Consider the following 22,377-nt stretch of genomic DNA (forward strand, 5'->3'; position numbering starts at 1 on the left):
CGCCCACTGCTCATCCCCAAGCACCAGTCGATCAAGAACACCCATCGCTGCCTCATCAAAGGCAGCTTTGAATCACAGATCATTCAGCCCGGGAACCCCAAGAGTCCACACTACCTAGCGGGCCGGCGGCGCGCCGCTGGACGCGACGGCCGGCTGCGCCGTGCTCGGCTTCAGGCCCATGGCGAGGCTGTAGGCCAGCGAGCGGGCCAGGCAGTCATAGGCGAAGTCGTTGCCGTGCAGCCCGTCGATGAAGCTCATCTGCGGGAAGCTGATCTTGTCCCGCTCGTGCCACGTCTGCATCATCGCGAAACGGTTGAACACCGGGACGTTCTGCTCCCGGCCGAGGTCCGCGATCAGCTTCACCATGGGCTTGGCGTCAGGATCGACCACCACCCACGGCGCATATTGCGGATCGATCAGCACCGGCTCGGCGCCAAAGCTGCGGATCTGGGCGATGCCCGCCCGCATCGGGCCGTCGGAGCCGGTGACGCCGAACTGCCGCAGCAGGGCATTGGTGCCCACCTGCCACAGCACCACGTCGGGACGGGTCGAGGCCACGTCGCGCTCCATGCGGCGCACGTTCTCCGGGGCGTCCTCGCCGTTCACGCCGCGGTTGACCACCGTGATGGTCGCTCCCGGAAAGCGGGCCGAGAGTTCCGCCTCCAGCCGCGCGGGATAGGTGCGCGACGGCGACGACGCGCCGACCCCCGCCGTGGAGGACGAGCCCAAGGCGACGATCGTGAGGCTGCCCGTCTTGGCCAGCTTGTCCGCCGCCTTCGGCAGGCGAATGGGCGGCTGGCTGGTGACGGTGCTGCACACCGGCGTGTCCGACGCGGCGAACGCCGGAAGCGGAAGCACCAAAGGCAAGGCGAGGAGACCGAAGCGGCAGAAGTGGAGCAGACGCGGGGTGGTCATTGGGTCTCCGGCGCGGCGATGCCGTTGGCGATGAAGCGCATGAGCAATTGGCCCACGCAACGATGAACATCCTCGAAGATGCTGGCGCCGGGCTGGAGCTCCGACAGGTCGAACAACCCATCCTCCACCCAATACCGCATGATGTCATAGCGGTTGAACAGCGCAGCCCCCTCCATCTTCGCGGTCCAGCGCAGGTATTGGAGATAGGGGCCCGCATCGAACATGAAGTCGGTGCGCGGGCTGTACTGCATACTCATGACGATGGCATCGGCATGGCGGGAACGGATCTCGCCGATGCCGCCGGCCAGCTTCATCTCGAACAGATGCATGTCGGTGCCGCGCAGTACGTCGGTGGAGCCGAGCTGCCAGATCACTAGGTCGTAGGGCTTGGCGGCCAGTTCCTCGCGCAGCCCCTGGAGGCTTTCGGCGATGCCCGCGCGTGCCTCGATCTTGTTGGTGAGGCTGACCTCGATGCCGGGGAACCGGGCGGTCAGGGCCTGGGCGAGGGTCGCGGGATAGCGCTTGGCCTCCACGCTTTCCGTTACGGCAGGCATGCGGACGCTGGAGAACACCAGGACGCGCAGCCGGTGGGCGGCGCGCAGCGCCTCCGCTGACCGGCGCAGGGGGATTTTCGGCGCGAGATAGCGGTCGGGCGCGGTGCAGTCGGCGATGCTCTTGCCCGGCGCGGGAACGGGCGGCACGGATTGCGCGGCGGCGATCCCCGGCGCGAGGCACGCCGCGGTGAGCGCTATCAGCAAAGGCCAGATCCCGCGGATCATGCCGAGCCCCCGGCGGCACGGTCCGGCCCGCGCCGCTTTTCATTCTCCTGATACCACGACATCAGCGCGGCAAGTGCAACCATCGCTATGATTCCGCCGACGCTGACCAGCACATGGGTCAGCAGCCGCCCGGACACCTCCACCAGCACCAGATGCGCGCCGAAGGACAGGAAGACGCCGAGGCAGAAGATTTCCAGCGAATGCTGGCCGCACAGCACCAGCGGCTGGGCGAAGCGCGCGCGCAGCAGGCTCCAGTCGCTCGGGACGAAATGCGCCACCACCAGCGCCAGGGCCAGGAAATGCAGGAAGCGCAGCAGCGACAAATCGGTCTTGGAGATGGGGTAGATCAGCTCGCCCACCGCGTCGGGCACCAGCCCCTCCAGCGCGGGCACGCTCCAGCTCAGCACGACCAGCAAGGAGGCGAGGAGGAAGGCGGCCGCCACCCCCACCGCGATGCGCGAACGCAGCACGGGCTCCAGGCGATCGAGCCCGCCGATGGCGCACCAGCTTCCGAACACGAACAGGAATTGCCAGGCGAGCGGGTTGAACACCCACATGTGCTCCGCCGGCCAGCCCTGGAAGTTCCATCCCATCAGCCGGGCGACCGCATAGACGGCCAGCGACACGCCGAGCGTCAGGTTCGGCCGCTTGATGAGGCCCCAGAGCACCACGGGGAAGGCCGCCATCAGCACGATATAGAGCGGCAGGATATCGGTGTTGGCCGGCTTGAAGCGCAGTAGGAGGGCCTGGATCAGTGTCACGTCCGGCTCGTCCAGGAAGCGCAGGACGTTCATCTCTTCCGCATAGAGCGGGTTCTGGAAGCGCTGGGCCACATAGGCGATCTGCGCCAGATACACCACGAACAGGAAGACGAACGCCACATAGAGCTGCCAGACGCGCTTCAGCACCCGCGCGGTGGCGATGATGACGCCGCGCTCGCGCATCACCCGGCCGTAGACCAGCGCTGCCGTATAGCCGGAGATGAAGACGAAGATCTCCGCCGCGTCGCTGAAGCCGAAATTCCGCAGCGTCGCGACATTGAGCACGTTGCTCGGCACGTGGTCGAGATAGATCAGCCACAGCGCCAGCCCGCGGAAGAAATCGAGCCTCAGGTCCCGTGGCGCGGGCGCCGGACGCGGCCGGACCGGAAGGCGCACCACAGTGCCGGTGCGCCCGCCGTCTCCCCTCGCCCGCCGTGCCTCCGCCACGCGATCACCCGGCCTTGCTGCGCAGCGCCAGCCCGAACAGCAGCGTCGCGACGCCGTTGACCACTAGGTCCACACCCAGCAGCAGGCCGAGGATCATCAGGCCGTTCACCGGCCAGCCGGCGATGATGATGGCGCCGAGCAGCAGCGTCATGGCACCGGAGAAGACGATCCAGCCCCAACCCTGATAGCCGCGCGCGCCGATGCCGGCGGCGATGCGGAACACGCCGTTGATGACGAAGGACACGCCCAGCACCAGGGTGATGATGCCGGCCGCGAGCAGCGGCTGGGCCATGATGAGGCCGCCCGCGACCACATAGAGCAGGCCGCACAGCAGCCATATGGCGAAGCGGCTCCATTCCTTCACCCGGAAGGCGTGGATCACCTGCACCACGCCGGCCACCAGCACCATCGCGCCCACATAGAGGGCGGTAGCGAAGGTGGAGGCGACGAGATGCGCCAGGGCGACGAAGCCGAGGACGATGAAGACGAGGCCGAGCGCCACGAACCATCCCCATGCCGCCCGCATGGCGCCAAGCTGCGCCGCGAGGCCGGAGGGAGCAGGACTTGCGGTGGACATGGGATCAACTCCGTTAAATGCAGCACGCGCATCATATGCGACGTTGCGACCCGATGCTAAGAGGCAACCGGGTGCGCGCGCCGATGTCGCGGAAACTCCGGCGCCGTCCCCATGCCCACAGAGAGCTGCCGATGCCCCCTTCCCCCAAACCCGCCGCGCCAAAGCCCACCGCGTCAAAGCCCGCAGCATCACGGCCCCAGCCGCTCTGGCGGCGGACGGTGCGGCTTCACAAGCGCCTGTTCCTGGCCATCGTCCTGGCGCTGCTGGTCTATGCGGCCCTGCCGGCGATCGCCTTCCGGACCCGCTTTCTGGTGGCCTGGGATGTGGGCACCGCCTTCTGGCTCATCCTCATTTTCTTCATCCTCAAGGGCGGCACGGCGGAGCGGGTGAAACAGCGCGCGGCGGAGGAGGACGAGGGCGCGGCGGTCATCCTCATCGTCGCTTTGCTGGCCAGCCTGCTGAGCATCGTGGCCGTGGTCCAGGAAGCCGGCAGCGCGTCCGGCGGGCCCACGACCACCTTCCAGCACGTGCTGCTCGCCATCGGCACGCTCGCGCTGTCCTGGAGCTTCATCCACGGCATGTATGCCATGCACTACGCGCGGGAATATTACAGCTCGGTGCCGGACTCGCGGCCGATGCTCGGCTTTCCCGGTGATGCCAGTCCGGATTTCTGGGACTTTTTCTATTTTTCCTTCACCATCGGCACCTCGGCCCAGACGGCGGACGTGAGCGTCAATTCCCAGCGCATGCGACGCATGGTGCTGGGCCACCAGCTCGTGTCCTACGCCTTCAACGCCTCGGTCCTCGCCCTTGGCGTCAATGTGGCGGCCAGCCTCATCTGAGACCGGCCGCCCATTTTGCTGTGCCGGCTACTTCGCCGCCACGGTGGGCGCCGGCAGCAATTGCAGCGTGCCGATGACCTGCTGCCCGAAGCTGTTCATCAGGTTGTTCTGCTCCGCGATGGAGGTGCCGGGCAGCGCCGCCACGGCCGGGCAGTAAGCCACGATCAGGGCATTGGCCACGTCCGCCCGCCGCGCCTTGGGGTTCTGCTGGGCGAGCGTGGTGGCGAAGGTCTTCACCATATTCCCGTCCACCGGCGGCTTGGGCGTGCCGAGCAGGGATGCCGCCGCATCGGCCAGGGGCTTGGGCACCTGCTTGCCGTCATTGGCCGGGCAGGCCAGCTTGGCGGCAAGGCTGCGCGGCTCGCGGCCGACGAGGCCGGGACCGGCGGGCACGGCCCAGATCACCGGCACGTCCGGCAGCGGCACGGCGGCCACGCCCGGCGAGACGGCGGCGGCGACCTGGAGCGTCCAGCGCTTGAGTTCGCCGAACTTCTGCCAATCGGGCAGTTGCGTCGCCGCCACCACCGGGCAATATGCGGCGGTGAGCGCATCCACCACCGAGCCGGCCGAGGTCGTGCCGGCGGCGGCCTTGTAGGCGGCGGCCAGGACGTCGATCTGGCGCGAGCCGCCCTGCATCATCTGGGTGATGGAGGCCACCACCTTCGGGTCCGGCCCGGTGGCGCCGGGCGCGCCGCCCACCTTCGGGCAATCAAAGCTGGAGGAGGACTGCGTGCCATAGTCCGGCACGTTGGCCGTCGCCCGCCATGCCGCGACCATGGCGGCGGTGGCATTGGGCGTGCCCGGATTGCCCCAGGAGGTGCGGACGTAATTGGTCAGGTCCGCCACCTGCTGGTCCGACAGGCGGCCGGCGAAGGACGGCATCGCCCCGTAGGTGCCGCCGGCGGGCAGCCCGCCCAGGACCGCCATGATGACGTTGTACGGCTCGGCGGCGATGACCGCCGGATTGCCGTGCAGCGGCGGAATCGCCACACCCTGGCCGGTGCCCTTGTCCTGGTGGCAGGGGGCGCAATTGTCGATGTAGCTCTTGGCGGCGCGCACATAGACGTCGTGCGGCAAGGGCGAGGCGGCCTCCGGCGCCGGCTTGTCCTTCGGCGGCGGGCTGTCGAGCAGATAGGTCACCATGGCGTCGATGTCGCCGGGCGTGAGATAGGCGAGGCTCTCGTGCACCACCTCGGCCATGGGGCCGAACACCGAGGTCTTGCCCGGCGCCGAGCCGGTGCGCAGGAACTGGGTCAGATTGTCCTTCGCCCAGGTCTTGGCGAGACTGGCCGAGGCGATGTCGGGGGCATAGAAGCCGTCCACCTCCGAGCCGAGGAAGAGCTGTTTCTGCTTGATCGCGCCCATGATGTTGCGGGGCGAATGGCAGTCCGAGCAGTGGCCGAGCGTTTCCACCAGATAGGCGCCGCGATTCCACGCGTCGCTCTTGCCCGGCGTCGGCTTGAAATAGGCCGGCTCGAAGAACAGCTCGCGCCACGCCAGCAGGCCGAGGCGGACGTTGAACGGGAAGTTCAGTTCGTTCTCGGGATTGGGCTGGGCGACGGGCGAGATGCGGCGGACGAAGGCCCACAGCGCCTTCAGGTCGTCCTCGGAGATGCCGGTATAAGCGTCGAACGGCATGGCCGGATAGAGATAGGCGCCGTCCTTGCGGATGCCGTCATGCACCGCCGCCTTGAAATCCGCGAAGGTCCAGGTGCCGATGCCATATTGCGGATCGGAGGTGATGTTGACCGAATACATCACGCCGAACGGCGTCTTGAAGGGCAGGCCGCCGGCAAAGGGCTTCGCCTTGTCGCCGGTGTGGCAGGGCATGCAGTCCGCGGCGCGGGCGAGATAGGCGCCGCGATCCACCAGCGCGGCATCGTCGCCCGCCTGCTGCGCGGCAGCGCCCGAAAGCCCGGCCCACCCCGCGATGCCCAGCCAGGCCGCACCCCGGACGATGCTTTTCATTGGTATCATCATAACCCCCGTTCCTACCCCGAGGTTACATTGGACGGGTTGCAAATAAGAGACAATGACGAGTTGCAGCCGGGCCATTGCTGAACCGGCCCGGTTCGGGGAAAAAGACGCTCATGAGTGAGAACCGCCCGCCCCGCCCCGTGCGCGAAACGCCCGTCGCCACGCTCTCCGCCGCCGACGCGGCCGATGAGCATGCCGCCCTCTCCGAGGAGATCGCGAGCCACGATGCCCGCTATTACCAGGAGGACGCGCCGGTCGTGTCCGATGCCGAGTATGATCGGCTGCGGCGGCGCTACGAGGAGATCGAGGCCCGCTTTCCGGAGCTGAAGGATGCGGCCAGCCTGTCGCGCAAGGTGGGCGCCGCGCCGGTATCCAAGTTCGCCAAGGTCACCCACCAGGTGCCCATGCTCTCACTGTCCAACGCCTTCTCCGACGAGGAGGTGGAGGACTTCGTGGCGCGGGTGAAGCGCTTCCTCAACCTGGACGACGCCGACGCGGTGGCCTTCACGGCCGAGCCCAAGATCGACGGCCTGTCGTGCTCGCTGCGCTACGAAGCGGGCGTGCTGGTACGGGCCGCCACGCGCGGCGACGGCAGCCAGGGCGAGGACGTGACCGCCAACGTGCGGACCATCGCCGAGATCCCCGAGCGGCTGAAGGGCGAGGGCGTGCCGGAGATCATCGACGTTCGCGGCGAAGTCTATATGAGCGCGCAGGATTTCCTGACACTCAACGCCCGGCAGGAGGACGCGGGCAAGCCGGTGTTCGCCAATCCGCGCAACGCCGCCGCCGGCTCGCTGCGCCAGCTCGACCCGGCAATCACCGCTTCCCGCCCGCTGCGCTTCTTCGCCTATGCCTGGGGCGAAGCCGTGCCGGCGCCGCCCGCCGACACCCAGCTCGGCGTGGTTCACGCGTTCGAGCGCTTCGGCCTGCCCACCAACCCGCTCACCGTGCGGGTGAGGGACGCCGCGGGGCTGCTCAAGCATTACCGCGACATCGAACAGCGGCGCGCCAGCCTCGGCTACGACATCGACGGCGTGGTCTACAAGGTGGACAGCCTCGCCTTGCAACAACGCCTCGGCTTCGTCTCGCGCTCGCCGCGCTGGGCCCTGGCGCACAAGTTCCCGGCCGAACAGGCCACCACGGTGATCGAGGCCATCGATATCCAGGTGGGCCGCACCGGCGCGCTGACCCCGGTGGCCCGTCTCGCTCCCGTCACCGTCGGCGGCGTGGTGGTGACCAATGCCACCTTGCACAATGCGGACGAGATCGCGCGCAAGGACGTGCGGGTCGGCGACACCGTCGTGGTGCAGCGCGCCGGCGACGTGATCCCGCAGGTGGTGGAGGTGGTGAAGGAGAAGCGGCCGGACGGGACCAGGCCCTTTGACTTCCCCAGCCGCTGCCCGGTCTGCGACAGCCACGTGGTGCAGGAGATCGACCCGAAGACCGGCAAGCAGGACGTGGTGCGGCGCTGCACCGGCGGCCTGATCTGTCCGGCCCAGGCGGTGGAGCGGCTACGCCACTTCGTCTCCCGCAATGCCTTCGACATCGAAGGCATGGGGGAAGCCTATATCCAGTCCTTCTTCGATGCCGGATTGATCAAGCGGCCTGCCGATATCTTCCGCCTCGGGTTCGACGACATCAACGAGACGCTCAAGCGGCACCGGGAGGCCGTCGCCGCCAGGCGGGCGGAGGAGAAGGGCGAGGCTGCCGGCAAGGCCAAGGCGAAGAGCAAGGAAGATCCCACCAAGGCCGTCACCAACCTGTTGGCGGCCATCGGCGAGCGGCGGCACATCCCGTTCGACCGCTTCCTGTTCGCGCTGGGCATCCGCCACATTGGCGAGACCACGTCGAAAGTCCTGAGCCGCATGTTCGCCGACGCCGAAGCCTTCACCCAGGCGGTGGAGAAGGCGGCCAGCGGCCGGCCCGGCGCGGACTGGACGGAGGTCTCGTCCCTGGACGGCGTCGGGCCCATCACCCGCGACAAGCTGCTGGAGTGGGCGGCCAAGGCAAGCGGGGACCTGTTCGACGCGCATGTCGGGCTTTCCGGCCTCGCCAACAAGAAGCAGCTTCAGGCGCTGAAGGAGCATTATGGCGACGAGGTCGCCATCCGCGCGGCCCTGCGCAAGGCCCATGACCAGCAGCCGAGCCCGGACTACCTGCAACTGGCGGACGTGAGCGACGTCGGCCAGGTCGCCACCAATTCCCTCATCGACTTCTTCGAGGAGGAGCACAACCGCAGCGCCTTCGAAGACCTCCTGAAGGAAGTGCAGGTCGAGCCGGTCACGTTCAAGGTCACGGAGAGCCCCGTCTCCGGCAAGACCGTGGTGTTCACCGGCGCCCTGGAGCGCATGACCCGCGACGAGGCCAAGGCGATGGCCGAGCGGCTCGGCGCCAAGGTGGCAGGCTCCGTCTCCGCCAAGACCGATATCCTGGTGGCCGGCCCCGGCGCCGGCTCGAAGCTGGAGAAGGCGCGCAGCCTCGGCGTTGAGACCATCACCGAGGACGAGTGGTTCGAGCTCGTCTCGTAACCCGCCCCCTGCGCGTGCCGCGCCGCCGGAAAGGCGGTGGCGGCGCGCCTTCCGCTTCGGTATGGTGCCTGGAGGTGGTGCGGCCGAAAGGCCGTGAAAAGGGAATCCGGTGCGGCCTGTCCATGCGCAGGCCAAGGCCGGGGCTGCCCCCGCAACTGTAAGCGGCCGAAGACGCGATCACGATGCCACGGGCCCATGTCCCGGAAGGCGATCGCGGACAGGGCCGTGAGCCAGGAGACCTGCCACCCCACATGCAACTCGAGGCCGTCGGCGGGACGGATGGGGGTGGATATGACGACCAACGGCACCTGACCGCCGCGCGCCCGCGCCGCGCCGCATGCGCGCTCCGTCTTCATCCCCTCCCTTTTTCCGGATTTCCCGCCATGCATATCGAACCCGGCATCCTGTCGGCCGCCAAGGTCGCCGCCGCCAACGCCGCCGCCATCGCCACCCTCGCCACCTACGCCCCCAAGCTGGTGCGCGTGCCCGCCGAACTGGTGAAGACCGTGCTCGCCGCCGGCTTCTTCTCGGTGTTCATGGAGCTCTACCACCTGCCGGTTGGTGCCTCGGAGCTGCATTTCGTCGGCGCGTCGGCGGTCTATTTCATCTTCGGCTTTCGGCCGACGCTGTTCGGCTTCGCGCTCGGCCTGCTGCTCCAGGGCGCGCTGTTCGAGCCGCAGGACCTCGTCCATCTCGGCGTCAACGCCCTGTCCCTCATGGTGCCGCTGATCGCGGTGCACGAGACCTTCGGCAAGCGCTTCTTCGCCCGCGGCGAAGGCCGGCTGCCGGTCACCTGGGCACAGATCCTGAAGTTCGACGCCACCTATTATGCCGGCGTCGTGAGCATGGTCGGCTTATGGCTGCTGATGGGCGAGGAAGCCACCCCGGTGCAGGACTGGGCGCTGTTCGCCGCCTCCTATCTGCCGCTGGTGCTGTGCGAGCCGCTCTTCACCTTCGTGGCGCTGAAGCTGCTCGGCCGCCTGGAGGCCAACCCGGCGGTGCGGCGCTACACCACCATCGGCCAGCTCGCCGCCCGCTGAAGCGGAGCTGTTCCAGCATCCGGCGGGCCCGTTCGCTGAACGGGCCCGCGCATCCCGCTGACCGGAGACCACCATGCGCCTGCCCCTGATCTCCCCGCGCGACCTGACGCCCGAGCAGGAGACGCTGGCGCAGGACATGCGCGCCGTCATCGGCACCAGTTTCCAGGAATTCGTCTCCATCGACCCCGACGGCACCCTGGTCGGGCCGTTCAACCCCTGGCTTCACCTGCCCCATGTGGGCGGGAAGGTGTGGGATCTCATCAAGGCCATCGGCGCCGGAACCGTGCTGCCGGCCCGGGTCCGGGAAGTGGTGATCCTCACCACCGGCGCGCATTTCCGCGCGGCCTATGAACTTTATGCCCATGCGGCGGTGGCCGAGGCCCGCGGCCTCGCGCCGGAGACCATCGCGGCGCTCGCCGCCGGCCAGCGGCCCGCCGGCCTCACCGCCGAGGAGGCCCTGGCCCATGACGTGACCGCTGCCTTGCTGGCGCCGGGTCCCCTGCCCGACGTGATCTATGCCGCCGCCCGCGCGGCCTTCGGCGCGCAAGGCGCGCAGGAACTGGTGCATCTGGTGGGGGTGTACGCCCTGATCAGCGTGACGCTGAACGGCTTCGACGTGCCGGTGCCGGCCGCCGGCCAGGACCGGCGCTAAAGCGTCGTCCGGGCGCGGATGGCGGCGGAGAGCGTACCTTCGTCCAGGTGGTCCAGCTCGCCGCCCACGGGAACGCCGTGGGCGAGGCGTGTCACCTTCACCCCGCTGTCGCGCAGCAGGTCAGTGATGTAGTGGGCGGTGGTCTGCGCATCCACGGTGGCGCCCAGCGCCAGAATCACCTCGTCCAACCCACCCGCCTGGACCCGCGCCACCAGTTTCCCCAGGTTGAGATCGTCCGGGCCGACACCGTCCAGCGGCGAGAGCACGCCGCCGAGCACGTGATACTTGGCGTTGATGGCATTGGCCCGTTCCAGGGCCCAGAGATCCGCCACTTCCGCCACCACCACGATGACGCCCGCCTCGCGATGGATGTCGGTGCAGACGGTGCAGGGATCGCGCACGTCCACGTTGCCGCACACCTGGCATTCCACGATCTTGCCCAGCACGTCCTGGAGCGCGAGGGCCAGCGGCGCCATCAGGGTCTCGCGCTTCTTGATGAGGTGCAGCGTGGCGCGCCGCGCCGAGCGCGGGCCGAGGCCCGGCATGCGGCCCAGAAGCTGGATGAGGCGTTCGATTTCGGGGCCGGCGACGGCGCGCGACATGGGCGGGACACTCTGACGATCTGCCCTGTGATGTAGCGTGCCCGGCCGCCGACGCCAACCTGCGCGGGACGATCATAGGGAACGAGGCCGCGGCGACCTGGCATTTCGTATGCCAGAACTTGCCCATTTCCTGATCTTCCTGCTAATCGTTTAAGCAAAGCGGCAAAGAGAACAACAGCCGCATCGGGAGGAGTGATCGTGCTGTCGCTCGTGAAGCGATTCGTTCCCGCCATCGGGCCGGTCAGTCCCGCCGAACAGCTGCGTGCCGCGGTCGGTGCCTTGATCGGTATCTTTCTCACCGGCGCGATCACCCGCCTGGCGCTCGGCGGAGGCGCGTCCGTGCCGCTGCTCATCGCCCCCATGGGGGCCTCGGCCGTGCTGCTGTTCGCGGTGCCGTCGAGCCCGCTGGCGCAGCCCTGGTCCATCCTCGGCGGCAATCTGGTGGCGTCTCTTGTCGGCGTCACGGCGGCGGCCTGGATCCCCAGCCCCTTCCTCGCCGCGGCGGTCGGGGTGTCGGCCGCCATCGGCCTCATGCTCGCCCTGCGCTGCGTCCATCCGCCCAGCGGCGCGGTGGCGCTCACCGCCGTACTCGGCGGCCCGTCGGTCACGGCCGTCGGCTACGGCTTCGTGCTGTGGCCCGTGGCGGTGAATTCGCTGGTGCTGCTGGCCGTCGCCCTCGCCTACAACAACCTTACCGGCCGCCGGTATCCGCTGGTCGCCGCCACCGGCCGGCCGCCGCAAGCCGCGCCGGAGGAGAGCCGCCGCGTCGGCTTCTCCCATGACGACGTGGTGGCGGTGCTGCGCGACTACGACCAAGTGATCGACGTCGACCCCACCGAGCTCGAAGACCTGCTCCAGCGCGCCCAGATCCACGCCCTCGACCGGCGCTCCGGCGGGCTGACCTGCGCGGACATCATGACGCGGAACGTGATGGCGGTCTCGCCGGGCACCCCGATCCTGGATGCGCTGGAATTGCTGCGCTCCGGCCGCATCAAGGTGCTGCCGGTGACCAACGACAAGGCCCAGGTGGTCGGCGTCCTCACCCAGACCGACTTGCTCGACAAGGTGGAGTGGGACCATAAGGGGCCGCGCCTCGGCCTCGGCCGGCGCGTGCGCCAGGCGCTCAATGCCGGCCGCGCGCCCGATGGCGTCGTGGAGGAGATCATGAGCACGCCCGTCCACGCCGTGACTGCGCAGACGCGCGTCGCGGCCCTGGTGCCGCTGATGTCGCAGAGCGGACTGCACCATATCCCGGTGCTGGACGCCAACGGCCAGCTGGCCGGCGTCGTCAGCCAGGCCGACCTGATCGCCGCCTTGATCGAGGGCCGCAACGAGGAGGCGGCGCCCGCGGCGGGACGGGCCGCACAGGCGTCATGAAACACGCCCGCATCGACGAGCCGGCCATCGCGGAACTGGTGGAGCGCTTCTACGGATATGCCCGCGCCGATGCCCGGCTCGGCCCGGTCTTCGCGGCGGCGGTGCACGACTGGCCTGGGCACATGGCGACGCTCAAGGACTTCTGGTCGTCGGTCATGCTGGGCAGCGGGCGCTACAAGGGCAACCCGTTCGCCGTCCATACCGCGCTGCCGCTGGAACCCGGCCTGTTCCAGGACTGGCTGGGCCTGTGGCACAAGACGACCGCGGAACTGTTCGAACCGGAAGTCGCCGCGCAGTTCGACGCCCGGGCCGAGCGCATCGCGGACAGCCTGAAGGCCGGCCTGTTCTTCAATCCGAGCCGGCCCGCCCGCTGACGCAGGCAAAGGTCAGAACAGCTTCAGCCCGGGGGGCAGCGGCAGGCCGCCGGTCAGGTCCTGCATCTTCTCCGCCAGGACCTTCTCGGACTTGGCGCGGGCATCCGACAGCGCCGCCACCAGAAGATCCTCCAGGATCTCGCCCTCGTCGGGCTTCAGCAGGCTGGGGTCGATATGCACGGCCTTGGGCGCCCCCTTCGCGGTCACCCGCACGGTGACGAGCCCGCCGCCGGAAGCCCCCTCGACCTCCACGGCCTCAAGCTCTTCCTGCATCTGCTGCATCCGCCCCTGCAGCTCCTTGGCCTGCTTCATCATGCCCATGAGGTCGCGCATCGTCAGGGTCTCCCGGAGCTGGACGTTGAGACGGTTTCCGTCGAGCGGTTAGAGCCGGACGGCGCGCGGATGTCCAGCCCAACGCCGGTCATGGCCCGCGGAGCGCATCCCTGCGGGCCAGCGACCACAGGGCCCGCACGAGCAGCGGGCGCTCCGCATGCCTGCGGGCGGCGCGGATCGCGTTGATCTCGCGTTCGCGGGAGGGTGGATCGACGAGGAGATTCAGGGCCTGCTCGGCCGCCGCCTCAGCTTCCGCCCAGCGGCCGGCCTTCATCAGGAAGCGGCGATAGGCGAACAGCAAGGCGGGATGGTCGGGCAGCAGGGCCATGGCCTCCCGATAGCGCGCCTCGGCGTGCGCCCAGGCGCCGTGCGCCGCGAGCAGCCGGCCATGGGCGACGCGGTACCAGGGCTCATCGGGCGCCAGCGCGACGGCCTTCGCCGCAAGCGCCAGACGCCGGCGCCCGGCCAGACGCGGCAGTGCCAGGGCCCTGCCGGACAGATAGCGGGCCGAGGTCGTCCGCCCCTGGCGCACCCTTTGCGCGAAGAGCCGCGGGTCGAAGCGGCCGGCGGCGATGTCGAGGATGGCCGGTGCCAGGAGCCCGGCCTCTTGCAGCAGCGGCATGCAGGGGTGCCCGCCATGGGGCAGGCGGATGTGGTGCGCGCGCATCTCGCGGCCGATGAGCCCGGCATGGCGCCGGTCCGCGCAGCGCGGATCGTAGAAGAGGAAGGCTTCCGCCGTCCGGCTGACCGGCAAGGCGTCCCAGAGCGGGGGCAGGTGTGCAGCCACCTTGCGCCACCGCGTTTCCCACGGGATACGCCGGTAGTCGATGGTGTATTGCGGCGAGAAGGCGATCACCCGCGCGGCGTCGAGCACGCCGGAAAAGCGATAGGCCGCATAGCCGCCCATGCTGCTGCCATAGGTGACGAGAGGACGATCCCGCCCGATCCGCGCCCGGACGGCGGCGAGCGCCTCCGGCATCTCGGGATGCTGGTACCAGCCGTTGCGGGCGGGGATGACGTGGTAGGCCTCGACACCGCGCCTGGCGAAGAAGGCCTCGCCGAATCCCACCCGCTCTGGAGCAGGCCGCTCGTCGAAGGCCTCGAAGGTGACGAACGCCGGGCCTGTCTCGGCGCCCGGCACCCGCACGATCGTGATGTTGGGCGAGGCGAATACCTGCTCCCGCATGTCCTTGGCGCCCCCACCTGGTGCCAGATTGACCGGGACCGAAGGTCCAAAGGCTCCAACGCCGCTCAATCGAACGGCGAGAGGCCTCCATCGCCATCGGGGCCCGCATCCGCCTCGTCCTCCACCGGAGCGAGGGCGTGGTCCGCCACCTCCTCCCGGGTGCGCACGTCCACGATCTGCGCGCCGGGGAAATAGGCCAGGACAGCGGACACCAGCGGGTCGGCGCGGATGCCGTCCTCCCGTTCCTCGCGCTGCGCCTGCGCCACCTCGGCGAGGGTCGGCGCTCCCTCCTTGGAGGAGAGCGAGACCAGCCACCGCCGCCCGGTCCATTCGGCGAGCTTGCGGGAGAGATCCTGCACCAGGTTGGGATCCGCGCCCTTCACCAGGGCGATCTCGATGCGCCCCTCCTCGAAATGCACGAGGCGCGCATGGGTCTCCACGGCATGCTTGAGCAGCAGGTCGCGCCTCTGGCTGGCCAGGGCGACGACGTCCGCAAGGCCGGCGAGGCGGGGACCCGCCGCCGGGGCGGGCTCGGCCACGACGCGCTGCGGCGCCGGCTCGGCGCGCGCCGCCAGCGCCAGACGCGCACCACCGCCGCCGCCACCGGACGGGGTAGACATGGGAGCAGGCACGGACCCGGCGGGCGCCGGACTGCCGGAGGCCTCCGGCGCGGGCATGTCCCGCAGCTTGCGCAGGGCTTCGTCCGGGGTCGGCAGGTCCGCCGCATAGGCGAGGCGGACCAGCACCATCTCGGCCGCCTGGGCGGGCTTGGCCGCCTGCTGCACCTCGGCGATGCCCTTGGACAGCATCTGCCAGGCGCGGGAGAGCACCCGCATGGACAGCCCCTCGGCCATCTGCGTCCCGCGCACCCGCTCGGCTTCCACCAGCGCGGCGTCCGCGCCGCTTTCCGGCACGATCTTGAGGCGGGTCACGAGATGGGTGAACTCGGCGAGGTCGGTGAGGATCACCGCCGGGTCGGCGCCGGAATCATATTGCTCGCGGAATTCCGCCAGGGCGCGGGGCATGTCGCCCTTCATCAGCGCCTCGAACAGGTCGATCACGCGTGCCCGGTCGGCGAGGCCCAGCAGCCGGCGCACCTCCTCGCCGGTGACCGTGCCGCCGCCATGGGCGATGGCCTGATCCAGCAGCGAGAGCGCGTCGCGCACCGAGCCTTCCGCCGCGCGGGCCACGATGGACAGCGCCTCCGCGTCAACGGTAACGGCTTCCTTGGCGCAGATCTTCGACAGGTGCGCCGCCATCACGCCGGCCTCCACCCGCCTGAGGTCGAACCTCTGGCAGCGGGACAGCACCGTGACCGGCACCTTGCGGATCTCGGTGGTGGCGAAGATGAACTTCACATGCTCGGGCGGCTCCTCCAGCGTCTTCAACAGGCCGTTGAAGGCGGCGGTGGAGAGCATGTGCACTTCGTCGATGATGTAGACCTTGTAGCGGGCCATCACCGGCCGGTAGCGCGAGCCGTCGATGATCTCGCGGATATCGTTGATGGAGGTGTTGGACGCGGCGTCCATCTCCATCACGTCTACGTGGCGCGATTCGATGATGTCGCGGCAGTGCTTGCCGAGCACCGAGAGGTCGAGCGAGGGTCCGCCGCCGCCCTCCATCGGCTCGTAGTTCAGCGCGCGGGCGAGGATGCGGGCGGTAGTCGTCTTGCCCACGCCGCGGACGCCGGTGAGGATGTAGGCCTGTGCGATCCGCCCGGAGGCGAAGGCGTTCGACAGGGTCCGGACCATGGCCTCCTGGCCGATCAGGTCGTCGAAGGTCTGCGGGCGGTATTTGCGCGCCAGCACGCGATAGGGCGTGGCGGCTGCGGCCGGCGCGGGAGCTGCGACGGGCAGGTCGAAAGCGGGCATGTCGTCGGGAGTGTCGGCGCTCATGGCGCCTTCATAGCACTTCACGCGCCGGTGCGTAGAGGCGGCGTGCGCCGCACCCGCCGGAACCGGCGGCGCCATGGCCGTGCGATGGGGAGACGAGGTGGGAGGCTGGACAGAGACCCGAGACCGGGCTCGTTGGGGCTGCTTCCTTCCGGACCTGACCCGGTTGGCGAGTGGCTCGTCCACCGCCAACCTCCCGTCCCCTATATCGTCGCCCGCGCCGGGATTGGCAAGTGCGCACCGACGCAAGCCCCCATGGTTTCCGATTCCCGACGGCAGCTTGCTCCCGACGCTGCGGCGGGATGAAGTGCGGCCATGACCGATTCGTTCGCCCCCGATCCCCGCCTCGTCGCCGACGGCCCCGCGCTCGGCAACCTGCCGCTCTGCCACCTGCGCCTGGTGGACGACGCGCGCTTCCCCTGGGCAATGCTCATTCCCCGCCGGCCCGGCCTGGTCGAGATCATCGATCTCCCGCCTGCCGAGCGCACCGTGCTGATGGAGGAGATCTCCGCCGTCTCGGCCGCCCTGAAGGCGGTCAGCGGGGCGCAGAAGCTCAATGTCGCGGCCCTGGGCAACATGGTGCCGCAACTGCATGTCCATATCGTCGGCCGCACGGCGGGCGATGCCGCCTGGCCCGGCCCGGTGTTCGGCGTGGGCACGAGGCAGCCCTATGCCCCTGCGGCCCAGGCCGAGCTGGCGGCCCGGCTCAAGGCGGCGCTGGGACTGCCCTAATGCTTGCCATCCTCCCGGCTCCCGTGCCACGGTCAAATTAAGCGTTTCCGCCCCCGCTCAGGCCTCATGCTCGCATCCTCTCCTTTCGATCTCGGCCCCAGGCCGACCCTTGGCTACATTGGCAATCCGCTCGACCGGGCGGCGCAACGGCGGGGAGAGGCCGAGGCGCTGGCCCGGCGCGCGGATGCGCGCGCCTACCTCCTCGGCGGTGAACTGGTGGCGCTCCAGCCCTCGGCGGCGGCCGAAGGCGGCCACGACCCGCTGTTCACGATGGACGCGGCACAGGGCTGGGGCGATGCCGAGCCCCTGTTTCTCGGTTTGTCGGACGGCGCGCCGCGCTTCGGCCTCGCTTTTCCGCCGGACGCGCGCGAGCGGATGGAGGCAGCCGGCCTCGTCGTGAACGATTTGCGCTCCGTGGCGGTCGCGGGCCTCGTGGCGGGGCACCACCTCGGGCCGATCGCCTGCGCAAAGGCGCTCCACGCCTGGCACCAGCGGCACCGCTTCTGCTCCAATTGCGGCGCCCCGACCCGGATCGTCGATGCCGGATGGCGCCGGGACTGCCCGTCCTGCGGCGGACAGCATTTTCCGCGCACCGACCCGGTGGCGATCATGCTCACCTATTCCGGCGACCGCTGCCTGCTGGGCCGCCAGCCGCGCTTCGCGCCGGACATGTGGTCCTGCCTCGCCGGCTTCGTGGAGCCGGGCGAGACCTTCGAAGAGGCGGTGCGCCGCGAGACATGGGAAGAGGCCGGAATCACCACCGGCAAGGTGAGCTACCATTCGGCCCAGCCCTGGCCGTTCCCCATGTCGCTCATGATCGGCTGCCTCGCGGAGGCGACATCCACCGATATCGTGATCGATACGACCGAGCTGGAGGCCGCGCGCTGGTTCGACCGCGCGGAAGCCGCCGCCATGCTGATGCGCACCCATCCCGGCGGGCTGTACGTGCCGCCGCCCGTGGCCATCGCCCACCACCTCATCCGCGCCTTCGTGGAAGGCGTGACGGCCTAGAACGAGCGCCCGGACACGTGCGCGAAGGCGCATCTTCATCGGAAGCGAGCCGGCCTATGGGATCTGCCGCATGACCAAGGGGAACAGCGAGGCCCAGGCGGGCCGCGGCCCGCTGGCGCGCGCGCTCGAACCGCTGCGCCGGCTGGTGATGCAGGAGCCCGGCATCGCCCCCCGGCCGCGGCGGCGTCCGTCCAGCCTCGTCTACGGACTGGAGGACAAGGTCCCGGCCGGCGCGCTCATCGCGCTGTCCGGCCAGCACGCCATGCTGGCGCTGACCTTCCTGATCTATCCCCTGGTGGCTGCCGCCGAGGCCGGCCTGTCGCAGGGCGAAACCAACGCCATGCTGACCGCCTGCGCCATGTGCATCGGCTTCGCCACCATGCTGCAATGCGCCCGCTCGCGTTTCGGCAGCGGCTATCTGGCGATCCATGTGCCTTCGCCGGGCGCCATGCCGCTGGCCATCCAGGCCCTCGCCCTGGGGGGCATGGGGCTGATGGCGGCCACCACGCTGCTGCTGGGCGTCAGCCAGTTATTCGTCGCCCGGCTGGTGCGCCCGCTGCGGGTGGTGCTGCCGCCGGAGGTCTGCGGCGTCGCGGTGACCATGCTCGGCGTCTCCCTCGCCGACCCCGCCCTGCGCCGCGCGCTCGGGCTCGAAGGCAGCAACCTGACGGTCGAGCACGTCCCGCTCATGGTCAGCCTGCTGACGGTGTCGCTGATCGTCGGGGTCGCCATCTTCGCGCCCCGCCGCCTCAAGCTGTTCGCCGTGCTGACCGGCGCCGCCGCCGGCTGGGGCCTAGCCGCGGCGCTGGGCCTGGAGCGCCCTGGCAGCGAGGCGCTGCTCGCCTCCGTGCCGCTGATCGCGCTGCCGGAACTGCACCTGCCGGCCTTCGCCATCGCCCCCACGCTGCTGCCGCTGGCGGCGCTGATGGTGATGATGAACCTGGTGGACGTGCTCAGCGTCACCGTCTCGCTGGAAAAGATGAACGACGCCGACTGGCGCCGCGCCGACATGCGGGCCGCCGGGCGGGCGGTGACCACCTGCGGCATCGCCAACATCCTCAATGGCCTGACCTCGGGCTTCCAGTCCGGCCTGTCGTCCTCCGCCGTCGGCCTCGCCTTCGCCACCGGGGCCACCGCGCGCGTCATCGGCATCCTGGCCGGCGCCTTCATCTTCGCCACCGCCTTCTTTCCCAAGGCTATCGTGGCGCTGACGCTGATTCCCTCGCCGGTGATCGGCGGCATCCTGCTCTACACCACCGCCTACCTGCTGGTGGCCGGCATGGAGTTGATCCTCTCCCGCCGCCTGAGCGAGCGGCGGGTGTTCCTCGTGGGCCTGTCGATCCTCGCCGGCCTGTCGGTGGCGCTGCTGCCCATCAAGGGACAGTTCCCGCTATGGGCACAGCCCCTGGTCTCCACCCCCATGAGCCTGGGCACCTGCGTCGCCATCCTGCTCAACCTGCTGTTCCGCATCGGCATTTCCCGGGAAACCGGGATCACGGTCCGACCCGGCGCCGACCCCTTCCCCACCATGCGCGACTTCCTGGAGCGCCAGGGCGACCTGTGGGGCGCGCGGCGCGACGTCATCGCGGCGGCGATCCCGGTGGGTGCCCAGGCGCTGGAGGTGCTGCTGGAGCACGGCATCGCCGCCGGCGACGTGGAGGTGCGCGCCCGCTTCGACGAGACCCACCTCGACGTGTTCCTGCTCTATGACGGCGAGCCGCTGGTGGCGCCGAAGGAGCGGCCTTCCCCGGAGGCCCTGCTGGGCGAGCCCGCCGAGGTTGCGGCGTTCTGCGCCTACCTGATCCAGCGCCTGTCGGACCGCGTCACCTTCGGCCAGACCGGCGGGCGCTCGCGCATCGCGCTGCGCTTCGACCACTGAGGGTCGATCTCCGGATCAGGCCTCCGCCTTGGCGGTGCGGGTGGTGCGGAAGGGGTGGGCCGGATAGACGCCCAGGATGCGCATCTCGCGCGAGAAGAAGGCCAGTTCCTCCAGCGCCAGCTTCAGCGGCCGCTCGTCCGGGTGGCCGTCCACGTCGGCATAGAATTGCGTGGCGGTGAATTCGCCGTCGAGCTGGTAGCTCTCCAGCTTGGTCATGTTGACGCCGTTGGTGGCGAACCCGCCCAGCGCCTTGTACAGCGCCGCCGGCACGTTGCGCACCCGGAACACGAACGTCGTCATCACCGGGCCGTTGCCGGCCGGAGCCCAGTCCGCCTCCCGCTTCAGGATGACGAAGCGGGTGGTGTTGTGGGCCTCGTCCTCGATGTTCTCGGCGAGGATGTTGAGGCCGTAGATCTCGGCGGCGAGGCGCGGGGCAATGGCGGCGCGGGTGACGTCCTTGGCGTCGGCGATCTCGCGGGCGGAGCCGGCGGTATCGCCCCCCACCACGGCGGTCAGGCCCAGCGTGCGGATCGCCTTGCGGCACTGGCCGAGCGCCATGACATGGCTCTGCACGGTCTTGATGGTGGACAGGCTCGCTCCGGCGACGCCCATAAGCTGGTGCGACAGCGGCAGGAAGAACTCGCCGACGATCTGCAGCTGGGAGCGCGGCATGAGGTGGTGGATGTCCGCCACCCGCCCGGCCACCGTGTTCTCGATCGGGATCATGGCGAGCTCCGCCGTCCCGCCCTCGACGGCGATGAAGGCGTCCTCGAAGGTCGGGCACGGCACCGCTTCGTACGCGGGGAACACCTCCCGGCAGGCGATGTGGGAATTGGCGCCCGGTTCGCCCTGAAACACGATGCGGCGGCTCATGCCTGTCTCCTCAGTTGTCCCTGCCCGCCAGCACCGCGCGGGCGCGGGCGAGATGCTCGGGCGTATCGACCCCGAGCGGCACCGCGTCAACCACCGCCACGTCGATGCGCATGCCCGCCTCCAGGGCGCGCAGCTGCTCCAGCTTCTCGCGCTGCTCCAGCGGCGAGGGCGGCAGCGCCACGAACCGCTCCAGCGCCGCGCGGCGATAGGCATAGAGCCCGATGTGGTGGTAGAGCGGCCCCTCGCCATGGGGCGCGGTGGCGCGGGTGAAATAGAGCGCCCGCAGCCGGTTCGCGCCGATCGGCGTGCCCACCACCTTGACCACGTTGGGATCGGTGCGCTCGCCCGCCTCAGTGATGACGGCCGTGAGCGTGGCGATGTCGGCGGGGCCGTCCTCCAGCGGCGCCAAAGCGGCGCGGATGGTGTCCGGCGCGATGGTCGGCAGGTCGCCCTGCACATTGACCACCACCTGCACCCGGCGGGCGGGGTCGAGCACGGTCAGCGCCTCGAAGATGCGGTCGGAGCCGGAAGGATGGTCGGGCCGGGTCATCACCGCCTCGAAGCCGGCGGCGCGCACCGCCTCGGCGATCTCCGCCGTATCGGTCGCCACCGCGACGCGGCCGATGCCGGCTGCGACCGCGCGTCGCGCGACCTCCACGATCATCGGCCGGCCGCCCACGTCGGCGAGCGGCTTGCCGGGCAGCCGGCTCGCGGCCATGCGGGCCGGGATCAGGACCAAGACGTTGGAAGGGGCGAGGGCCATGGCGCGGACCTAAGGGAAGACCCGTCGCGGGATCTGGGCTGCGACGTGGCATTGGGGCGCGCCTTATACGGGTTGCGCGCATCCAACCAAAGTGATTAGTTCCAAGCCGCCGCTACGGAAAACCGGGCGGAAACTCCTGATCGCATGCGCATTCGGTTGCGAAGGAAATGGGGCTCCGGGGAGCGAAGCGCCGATGGATAGTTTCGAATTAAACAAAATCGCGGGCGCGGTGCTCGGCACGCTGACACTGACGATCGGCCTCGGCATCGTTTCTGAGATCCTCTTCACGCCGGAAGCGCCCGCCAAGCCGGGCTACGAGATCGCGGTGCAGGAAGGCCCGGCCGAGACCGGCGCGCCCAAGGCGGCCGCCGAGGTTCCGATCGCCCAGCTGCTGCCCACCGCCTCGGTGGACAAGGGCGCGAACGTCGCCAAGCGCTGCGGCGCCTGCCACAATTTCACCGAGGGTGCGGGCGCCAAGGTCGGTCCCGACCTCTATGGCGTCGTCGGCCGCAAGAAGGGCAGCGTCGCCGGCTTCTCCTATTCGGCCGCCATGCAGGCCAAGGGCGGCGACTGGACCTTCGACGATCTGAACGCCTTCCTCACCAATCCCAAGGGCTATGTGCCGGGCACCGCCATGGCGTTCGCCGGCATTCCCAAGGAGGGCGAGCGGGCGGACCTCATCGCCTATCTCAACACGCTCTCGCACAGCCCGCTGCCCTTCCCCAAGGCCGCCGCGGCCGACAAGCCGGCGGAGGCCGCCCCGGCCAAGTAACCGGCCAAGTGGGGGCTACCGGCCGGCACCGCCCGGCCTCACGCGATTGTCACATCAAGGGCCGG

General features: G+C 69.6%; 21 protein-coding genes, 1 other RNA gene and 1 riboswitch. Of the genes, 10 read left to right on the top strand and 12 right to left on the bottom strand.

Annotated features, from left to right (window positions below; all coding sequences use genetic code 11):
* Positions 1-114: 114 nt before the first annotated feature.
* From YU1_RS31515 to YU1_RS0126335, 4 genes are read right to left on the bottom strand one after another with little or no spacing between them, the layout of a single operon-like run.
* Positions 115-915: an SGNH/GDSL hydrolase family protein gene (locus tag YU1_RS31515; RefSeq protein WP_051357422.1), complete on the bottom strand. Its 801-nt coding sequence runs from the start codon at positions 913-915 to the stop codon at positions 115-117.
* Complete coding sequence (locus tag YU1_RS0126325) at positions 912-1,673, bottom strand: SGNH/GDSL hydrolase family protein (RefSeq protein WP_210163773.1); 762 nt, start codon at positions 1,671-1,673, stop codon at positions 912-914. Before YU1_RS0126325 ends, YU1_RS31515 begins: the two co-directional genes overlap by 4 nt.
* Before the next feature lie 17 nt (positions 1,674-1,690).
* Positions 1,691-2,851, bottom strand: a complete 1,161-nt coding sequence (locus YU1_RS31520) for an OpgC family protein (protein WP_245263466.1) — start codon at positions 2,849-2,851, stop codon at positions 1,691-1,693.
* A 55-nt stretch (positions 2,852-2,906) separates the two neighbouring features.
* Entirely contained in the window at positions 2,907-3,479 is a 573-nt protein-coding gene (locus YU1_RS0126335; protein ID WP_029006567.1) for an HdeD family acid-resistance protein, read from the bottom strand.
* A 218-nt stretch (positions 3,480-3,697) separates the two neighbouring features.
* Between YU1_RS0126335 and YU1_RS0126340 the strand changes: the two genes are divergently transcribed.
* On the top strand, positions 3,698-4,321 hold the full coding sequence (locus YU1_RS0126340) for a DUF1345 domain-containing protein (RefSeq protein WP_029006568.1): 624 nt from the start codon (positions 3,698-3,700) through the stop codon (positions 4,319-4,321).
* A 27-nt stretch (positions 4,322-4,348) separates the two neighbouring features.
* On the opposite strand, the gene YU1_RS32310 is transcribed toward YU1_RS0126340, so the two are convergent.
* Positions 4,349-6,289, bottom strand: coding sequence for a c-type cytochrome (locus tag YU1_RS32310; protein ID WP_051357426.1), 1,941 nt, complete (start codon positions 6,287-6,289; stop codon positions 4,349-4,351).
* A gap of 122 nt (positions 6,290-6,411) precedes the next feature.
* Between YU1_RS32310 and ligA the strand changes: the two genes are divergently transcribed.
* From ligA to YU1_RS0126360, 3 genes are all read left to right on the top strand, one after another.
* Positions 6,412-8,826, top strand: coding sequence for an NAD-dependent DNA ligase LigA (gene ligA / locus YU1_RS0126350; protein WP_035716813.1), 2,415 nt, complete (start codon positions 6,412-6,414; stop codon positions 8,824-8,826).
* A 59-nt stretch (positions 8,827-8,885) separates the two neighbouring features.
* Positions 8,886-9,087: riboswitch (cobalamin riboswitch) on the top strand.
* A 122-nt stretch (positions 9,088-9,209) separates the two neighbouring features.
* Positions 9,210-9,866: an energy-coupling factor ABC transporter permease gene (locus YU1_RS0126355; protein WP_029006570.1), complete on the top strand. Its 657-nt coding sequence runs from the start codon at positions 9,210-9,212 to the stop codon at positions 9,864-9,866.
* Positions 9,867-9,939: 73 nt separating this feature from the next.
* Positions 9,940-10,518, top strand: coding sequence for a carboxymuconolactone decarboxylase family protein (locus YU1_RS0126360; protein ID WP_029006571.1), 579 nt, complete (start codon positions 9,940-9,942; stop codon positions 10,516-10,518).
* Here the strand turns inward: YU1_RS0126360 and recR are convergent.
* Positions 10,515-11,120 (bottom strand): recombination mediator RecR, encoded by a 606-nt coding sequence (gene recR / locus YU1_RS0126365; protein ID WP_029006572.1) that lies wholly within the window; start codon positions 11,118-11,120, stop codon positions 10,515-10,517. The two genes, YU1_RS0126360 and recR, sit on opposite strands and share 4 nt — an antisense overlap.
* 198 nt (positions 11,121-11,318) lie before the next feature.
* Between recR and YU1_RS0126370 the strand changes: the two genes are divergently transcribed.
* Positions 11,319-12,497 (top strand): HPP family protein, encoded by a 1,179-nt coding sequence (locus YU1_RS0126370; protein WP_029006573.1) that lies wholly within the window; start codon positions 11,319-11,321, stop codon positions 12,495-12,497.
* A complete protein-coding gene (locus tag YU1_RS0126375; RefSeq protein ID WP_029006574.1) occupies positions 12,494-12,871 on the top strand; it encodes a group III truncated hemoglobin in 378 nt (125 codons plus the stop codon). The genes YU1_RS0126370 and YU1_RS0126375 overlap by 4 nt, the downstream gene beginning before the upstream one ends.
* 12 nt (positions 12,872-12,883) lie before the next feature.
* On the opposite strand, the gene YU1_RS0126380 is transcribed toward YU1_RS0126375, so the two are convergent.
* The 4 genes from YU1_RS0126380 to ffs all read right to left on the bottom strand — a co-directional run bounded on the left by YU1_RS0126380 (position 12,884) and on the right by ffs (position 16,480).
* Positions 12,884-13,204, bottom strand: coding sequence for a YbaB/EbfC family nucleoid-associated protein (locus YU1_RS0126380; protein ID WP_029006575.1), 321 nt, complete (start codon positions 13,202-13,204; stop codon positions 12,884-12,886).
* A gap of 88 nt (positions 13,205-13,292) precedes the next feature.
* Positions 13,293-14,390, bottom strand: a complete 1,098-nt coding sequence (locus tag YU1_RS32315; RefSeq protein ID WP_051357428.1) for a tetratricopeptide repeat protein — start codon at positions 14,388-14,390, stop codon at positions 13,293-13,295.
* 65 nt (positions 14,391-14,455) lie between these two features.
* Positions 14,456-16,285, bottom strand: coding sequence for a DNA polymerase III subunit gamma/tau (locus YU1_RS0126390; RefSeq protein ID WP_051357430.1), 1,830 nt, complete (start codon positions 16,283-16,285; stop codon positions 14,456-14,458).
* 96 nt (positions 16,286-16,381) lie between these two features.
* An RNA gene (gene ffs / locus YU1_RS33225) (signal recognition particle sRNA small type) lies at positions 16,382-16,480 on the bottom strand.
* A 117-nt stretch (positions 16,481-16,597) separates the two neighbouring features.
* On the opposite strand from ffs, the gene YU1_RS0126395 reads away from it, so the two are divergent.
* The 3 genes from YU1_RS0126395 (at position 16,598) to YU1_RS0126405 (ending at position 19,904) form a co-directional block, all read left to right on the top strand.
* Positions 16,598-17,014: an HIT domain-containing protein gene (locus YU1_RS0126395; RefSeq protein WP_029006577.1), complete on the top strand. Its 417-nt coding sequence runs from the start codon at positions 16,598-16,600 to the stop codon at positions 17,012-17,014.
* 66 nt (positions 17,015-17,080) lie between these two features.
* Positions 17,081-18,025 carry an NAD(+) diphosphatase gene (gene nudC / locus YU1_RS0126400; RefSeq protein WP_029006578.1) on the top strand — a complete coding sequence of 315 codons (945 nt, stop codon included), beginning with the start codon at positions 17,081-17,083 and terminating at the stop codon, positions 18,023-18,025.
* Positions 18,026-18,095: 70 nt separating this feature from the next.
* The gene (locus tag YU1_RS0126405; RefSeq protein WP_051357432.1) at positions 18,096-19,904 is read left to right on the top strand and encodes a solute carrier family 23 protein; all 1,809 of its coding nucleotides are present in this window, start codon (positions 18,096-18,098) and stop codon (positions 19,902-19,904) included.
* A 15-nt stretch (positions 19,905-19,919) separates the two neighbouring features.
* Here YU1_RS0126405 and YU1_RS0126410 read toward each other — a convergent pair whose 3' ends face one another.
* A complete protein-coding gene (locus tag YU1_RS0126410; protein WP_029006580.1) occupies positions 19,920-20,777 on the bottom strand; it encodes a prephenate dehydratase in 858 nt (285 codons plus the stop codon).
* Positions 20,778-20,787: 10 nt separating this feature from the next.
* Positions 20,788-21,540, bottom strand: a complete 753-nt coding sequence (locus YU1_RS0126415) for a 3-deoxy-manno-octulosonate cytidylyltransferase (protein WP_029006581.1) — start codon at positions 21,538-21,540, stop codon at positions 20,788-20,790.
* Between the two features lie 193 nt (positions 21,541-21,733).
* Between YU1_RS0126415 and YU1_RS31535 the strand changes: the two genes are divergently transcribed.
* The gene (locus YU1_RS31535; protein WP_035716815.1) at positions 21,734-22,312 is read left to right on the top strand and encodes a c-type cytochrome; all 579 of its coding nucleotides are present in this window, start codon (positions 21,734-21,736) and stop codon (positions 22,310-22,312) included.
* Positions 22,313-22,377: the final 65 nt, after the last annotated feature.

It is taken from the genome of Azorhizobium doebereinerae UFLA1-100 (assembly GCF_000473085.1).
GTDB lineage: Bacteria > Pseudomonadota > Alphaproteobacteria > Rhizobiales > Xanthobacteraceae > Azorhizobium > Azorhizobium doebereinerae.

Bases quoted from the DNA above. Each gene is read 5' to 3' on its own strand.
- YU1_RS0126415 (WP_029006581.1), bottom strand. From the start codon at position 21,540: ATGGCCCTCGCCCCTTCCAACGTCTTGGTCCTGATCCCGGCCCGCATG.
- YU1_RS0126360 (WP_029006571.1), top strand. From the start codon at position 9,940: ATGCGCCTGCCCCTGATCTCCCCGCGCGACCTGACGCCCGAGCAGGAG.
- YU1_RS0126380 (WP_029006575.1), bottom strand. From the start codon at position 13,204: ATGCGCGACCTCATGGGCATGATGAAGCAGGCCAAGGAGCTGCAGGGG.
- YU1_RS0126405 (WP_051357432.1), top strand. From the start codon at position 18,096: ATGACCAAGGGGAACAGCGAGGCCCAGGCGGGCCGCGGCCCGCTGGCG.
- YU1_RS0126375 (WP_029006574.1), top strand. From the start codon at position 12,494: ATGAAACACGCCCGCATCGACGAGCCGGCCATCGCGGAACTGGTGGAG.
- YU1_RS31515 (WP_051357422.1), bottom strand. From the start codon at position 915: ATGACCACCCCGCGTCTGCTCCACTTCTGCCGCTTCGGTCTCCTCGCC.
- YU1_RS0126395 (WP_029006577.1), top strand. From the start codon at position 16,598: ATGACCGATTCGTTCGCCCCCGATCCCCGCCTCGTCGCCGACGGCCCC.
- YU1_RS0126355 (WP_029006570.1), top strand. From the start codon at position 9,210: ATGCATATCGAACCCGGCATCCTGTCGGCCGCCAAGGTCGCCGCCGCC.
- YU1_RS0126390 (WP_051357430.1), bottom strand. From the start codon at position 16,285: ATGAGCGCCGACACTCCCGACGACATGCCCGCTTTCGACCTGCCCGTC.
- YU1_RS0126335 (WP_029006567.1), bottom strand. From the start codon at position 3,479: ATGTCCACCGCAAGTCCTGCTCCCTCCGGCCTCGCGGCGCAGCTTGGC.
- ligA (WP_035716813.1), top strand. From the start codon at position 6,412: ATGAGTGAGAACCGCCCGCCCCGCCCCGTGCGCGAAACGCCCGTCGCC.
- nudC (WP_029006578.1), top strand. From the start codon at position 17,081: ATGCTCGCATCCTCTCCTTTCGATCTCGGCCCCAGGCCGACCCTTGGC.
- YU1_RS32310 (WP_051357426.1), bottom strand. From the start codon at position 6,289: ATGAAAAGCATCGTCCGGGGTGCGGCCTGGCTGGGCATCGCGGGGTGG.
- YU1_RS32315 (WP_051357428.1), bottom strand. From the start codon at position 14,390: ATGCGGGAGCAGGTATTCGCCTCGCCCAACATCACGATCGTGCGGGTG.
- YU1_RS31535 (WP_035716815.1), top strand. From the start codon at position 21,734: ATGGATAGTTTCGAATTAAACAAAATCGCGGGCGCGGTGCTCGGCACG.
- YU1_RS0126410 (WP_029006580.1), bottom strand. From the start codon at position 20,777: ATGAGCCGCCGCATCGTGTTTCAGGGCGAACCGGGCGCCAATTCCCAC.
- recR (WP_029006572.1), bottom strand. From the start codon at position 11,120: ATGTCGCGCGCCGTCGCCGGCCCCGAAATCGAACGCCTCATCCAGCTT.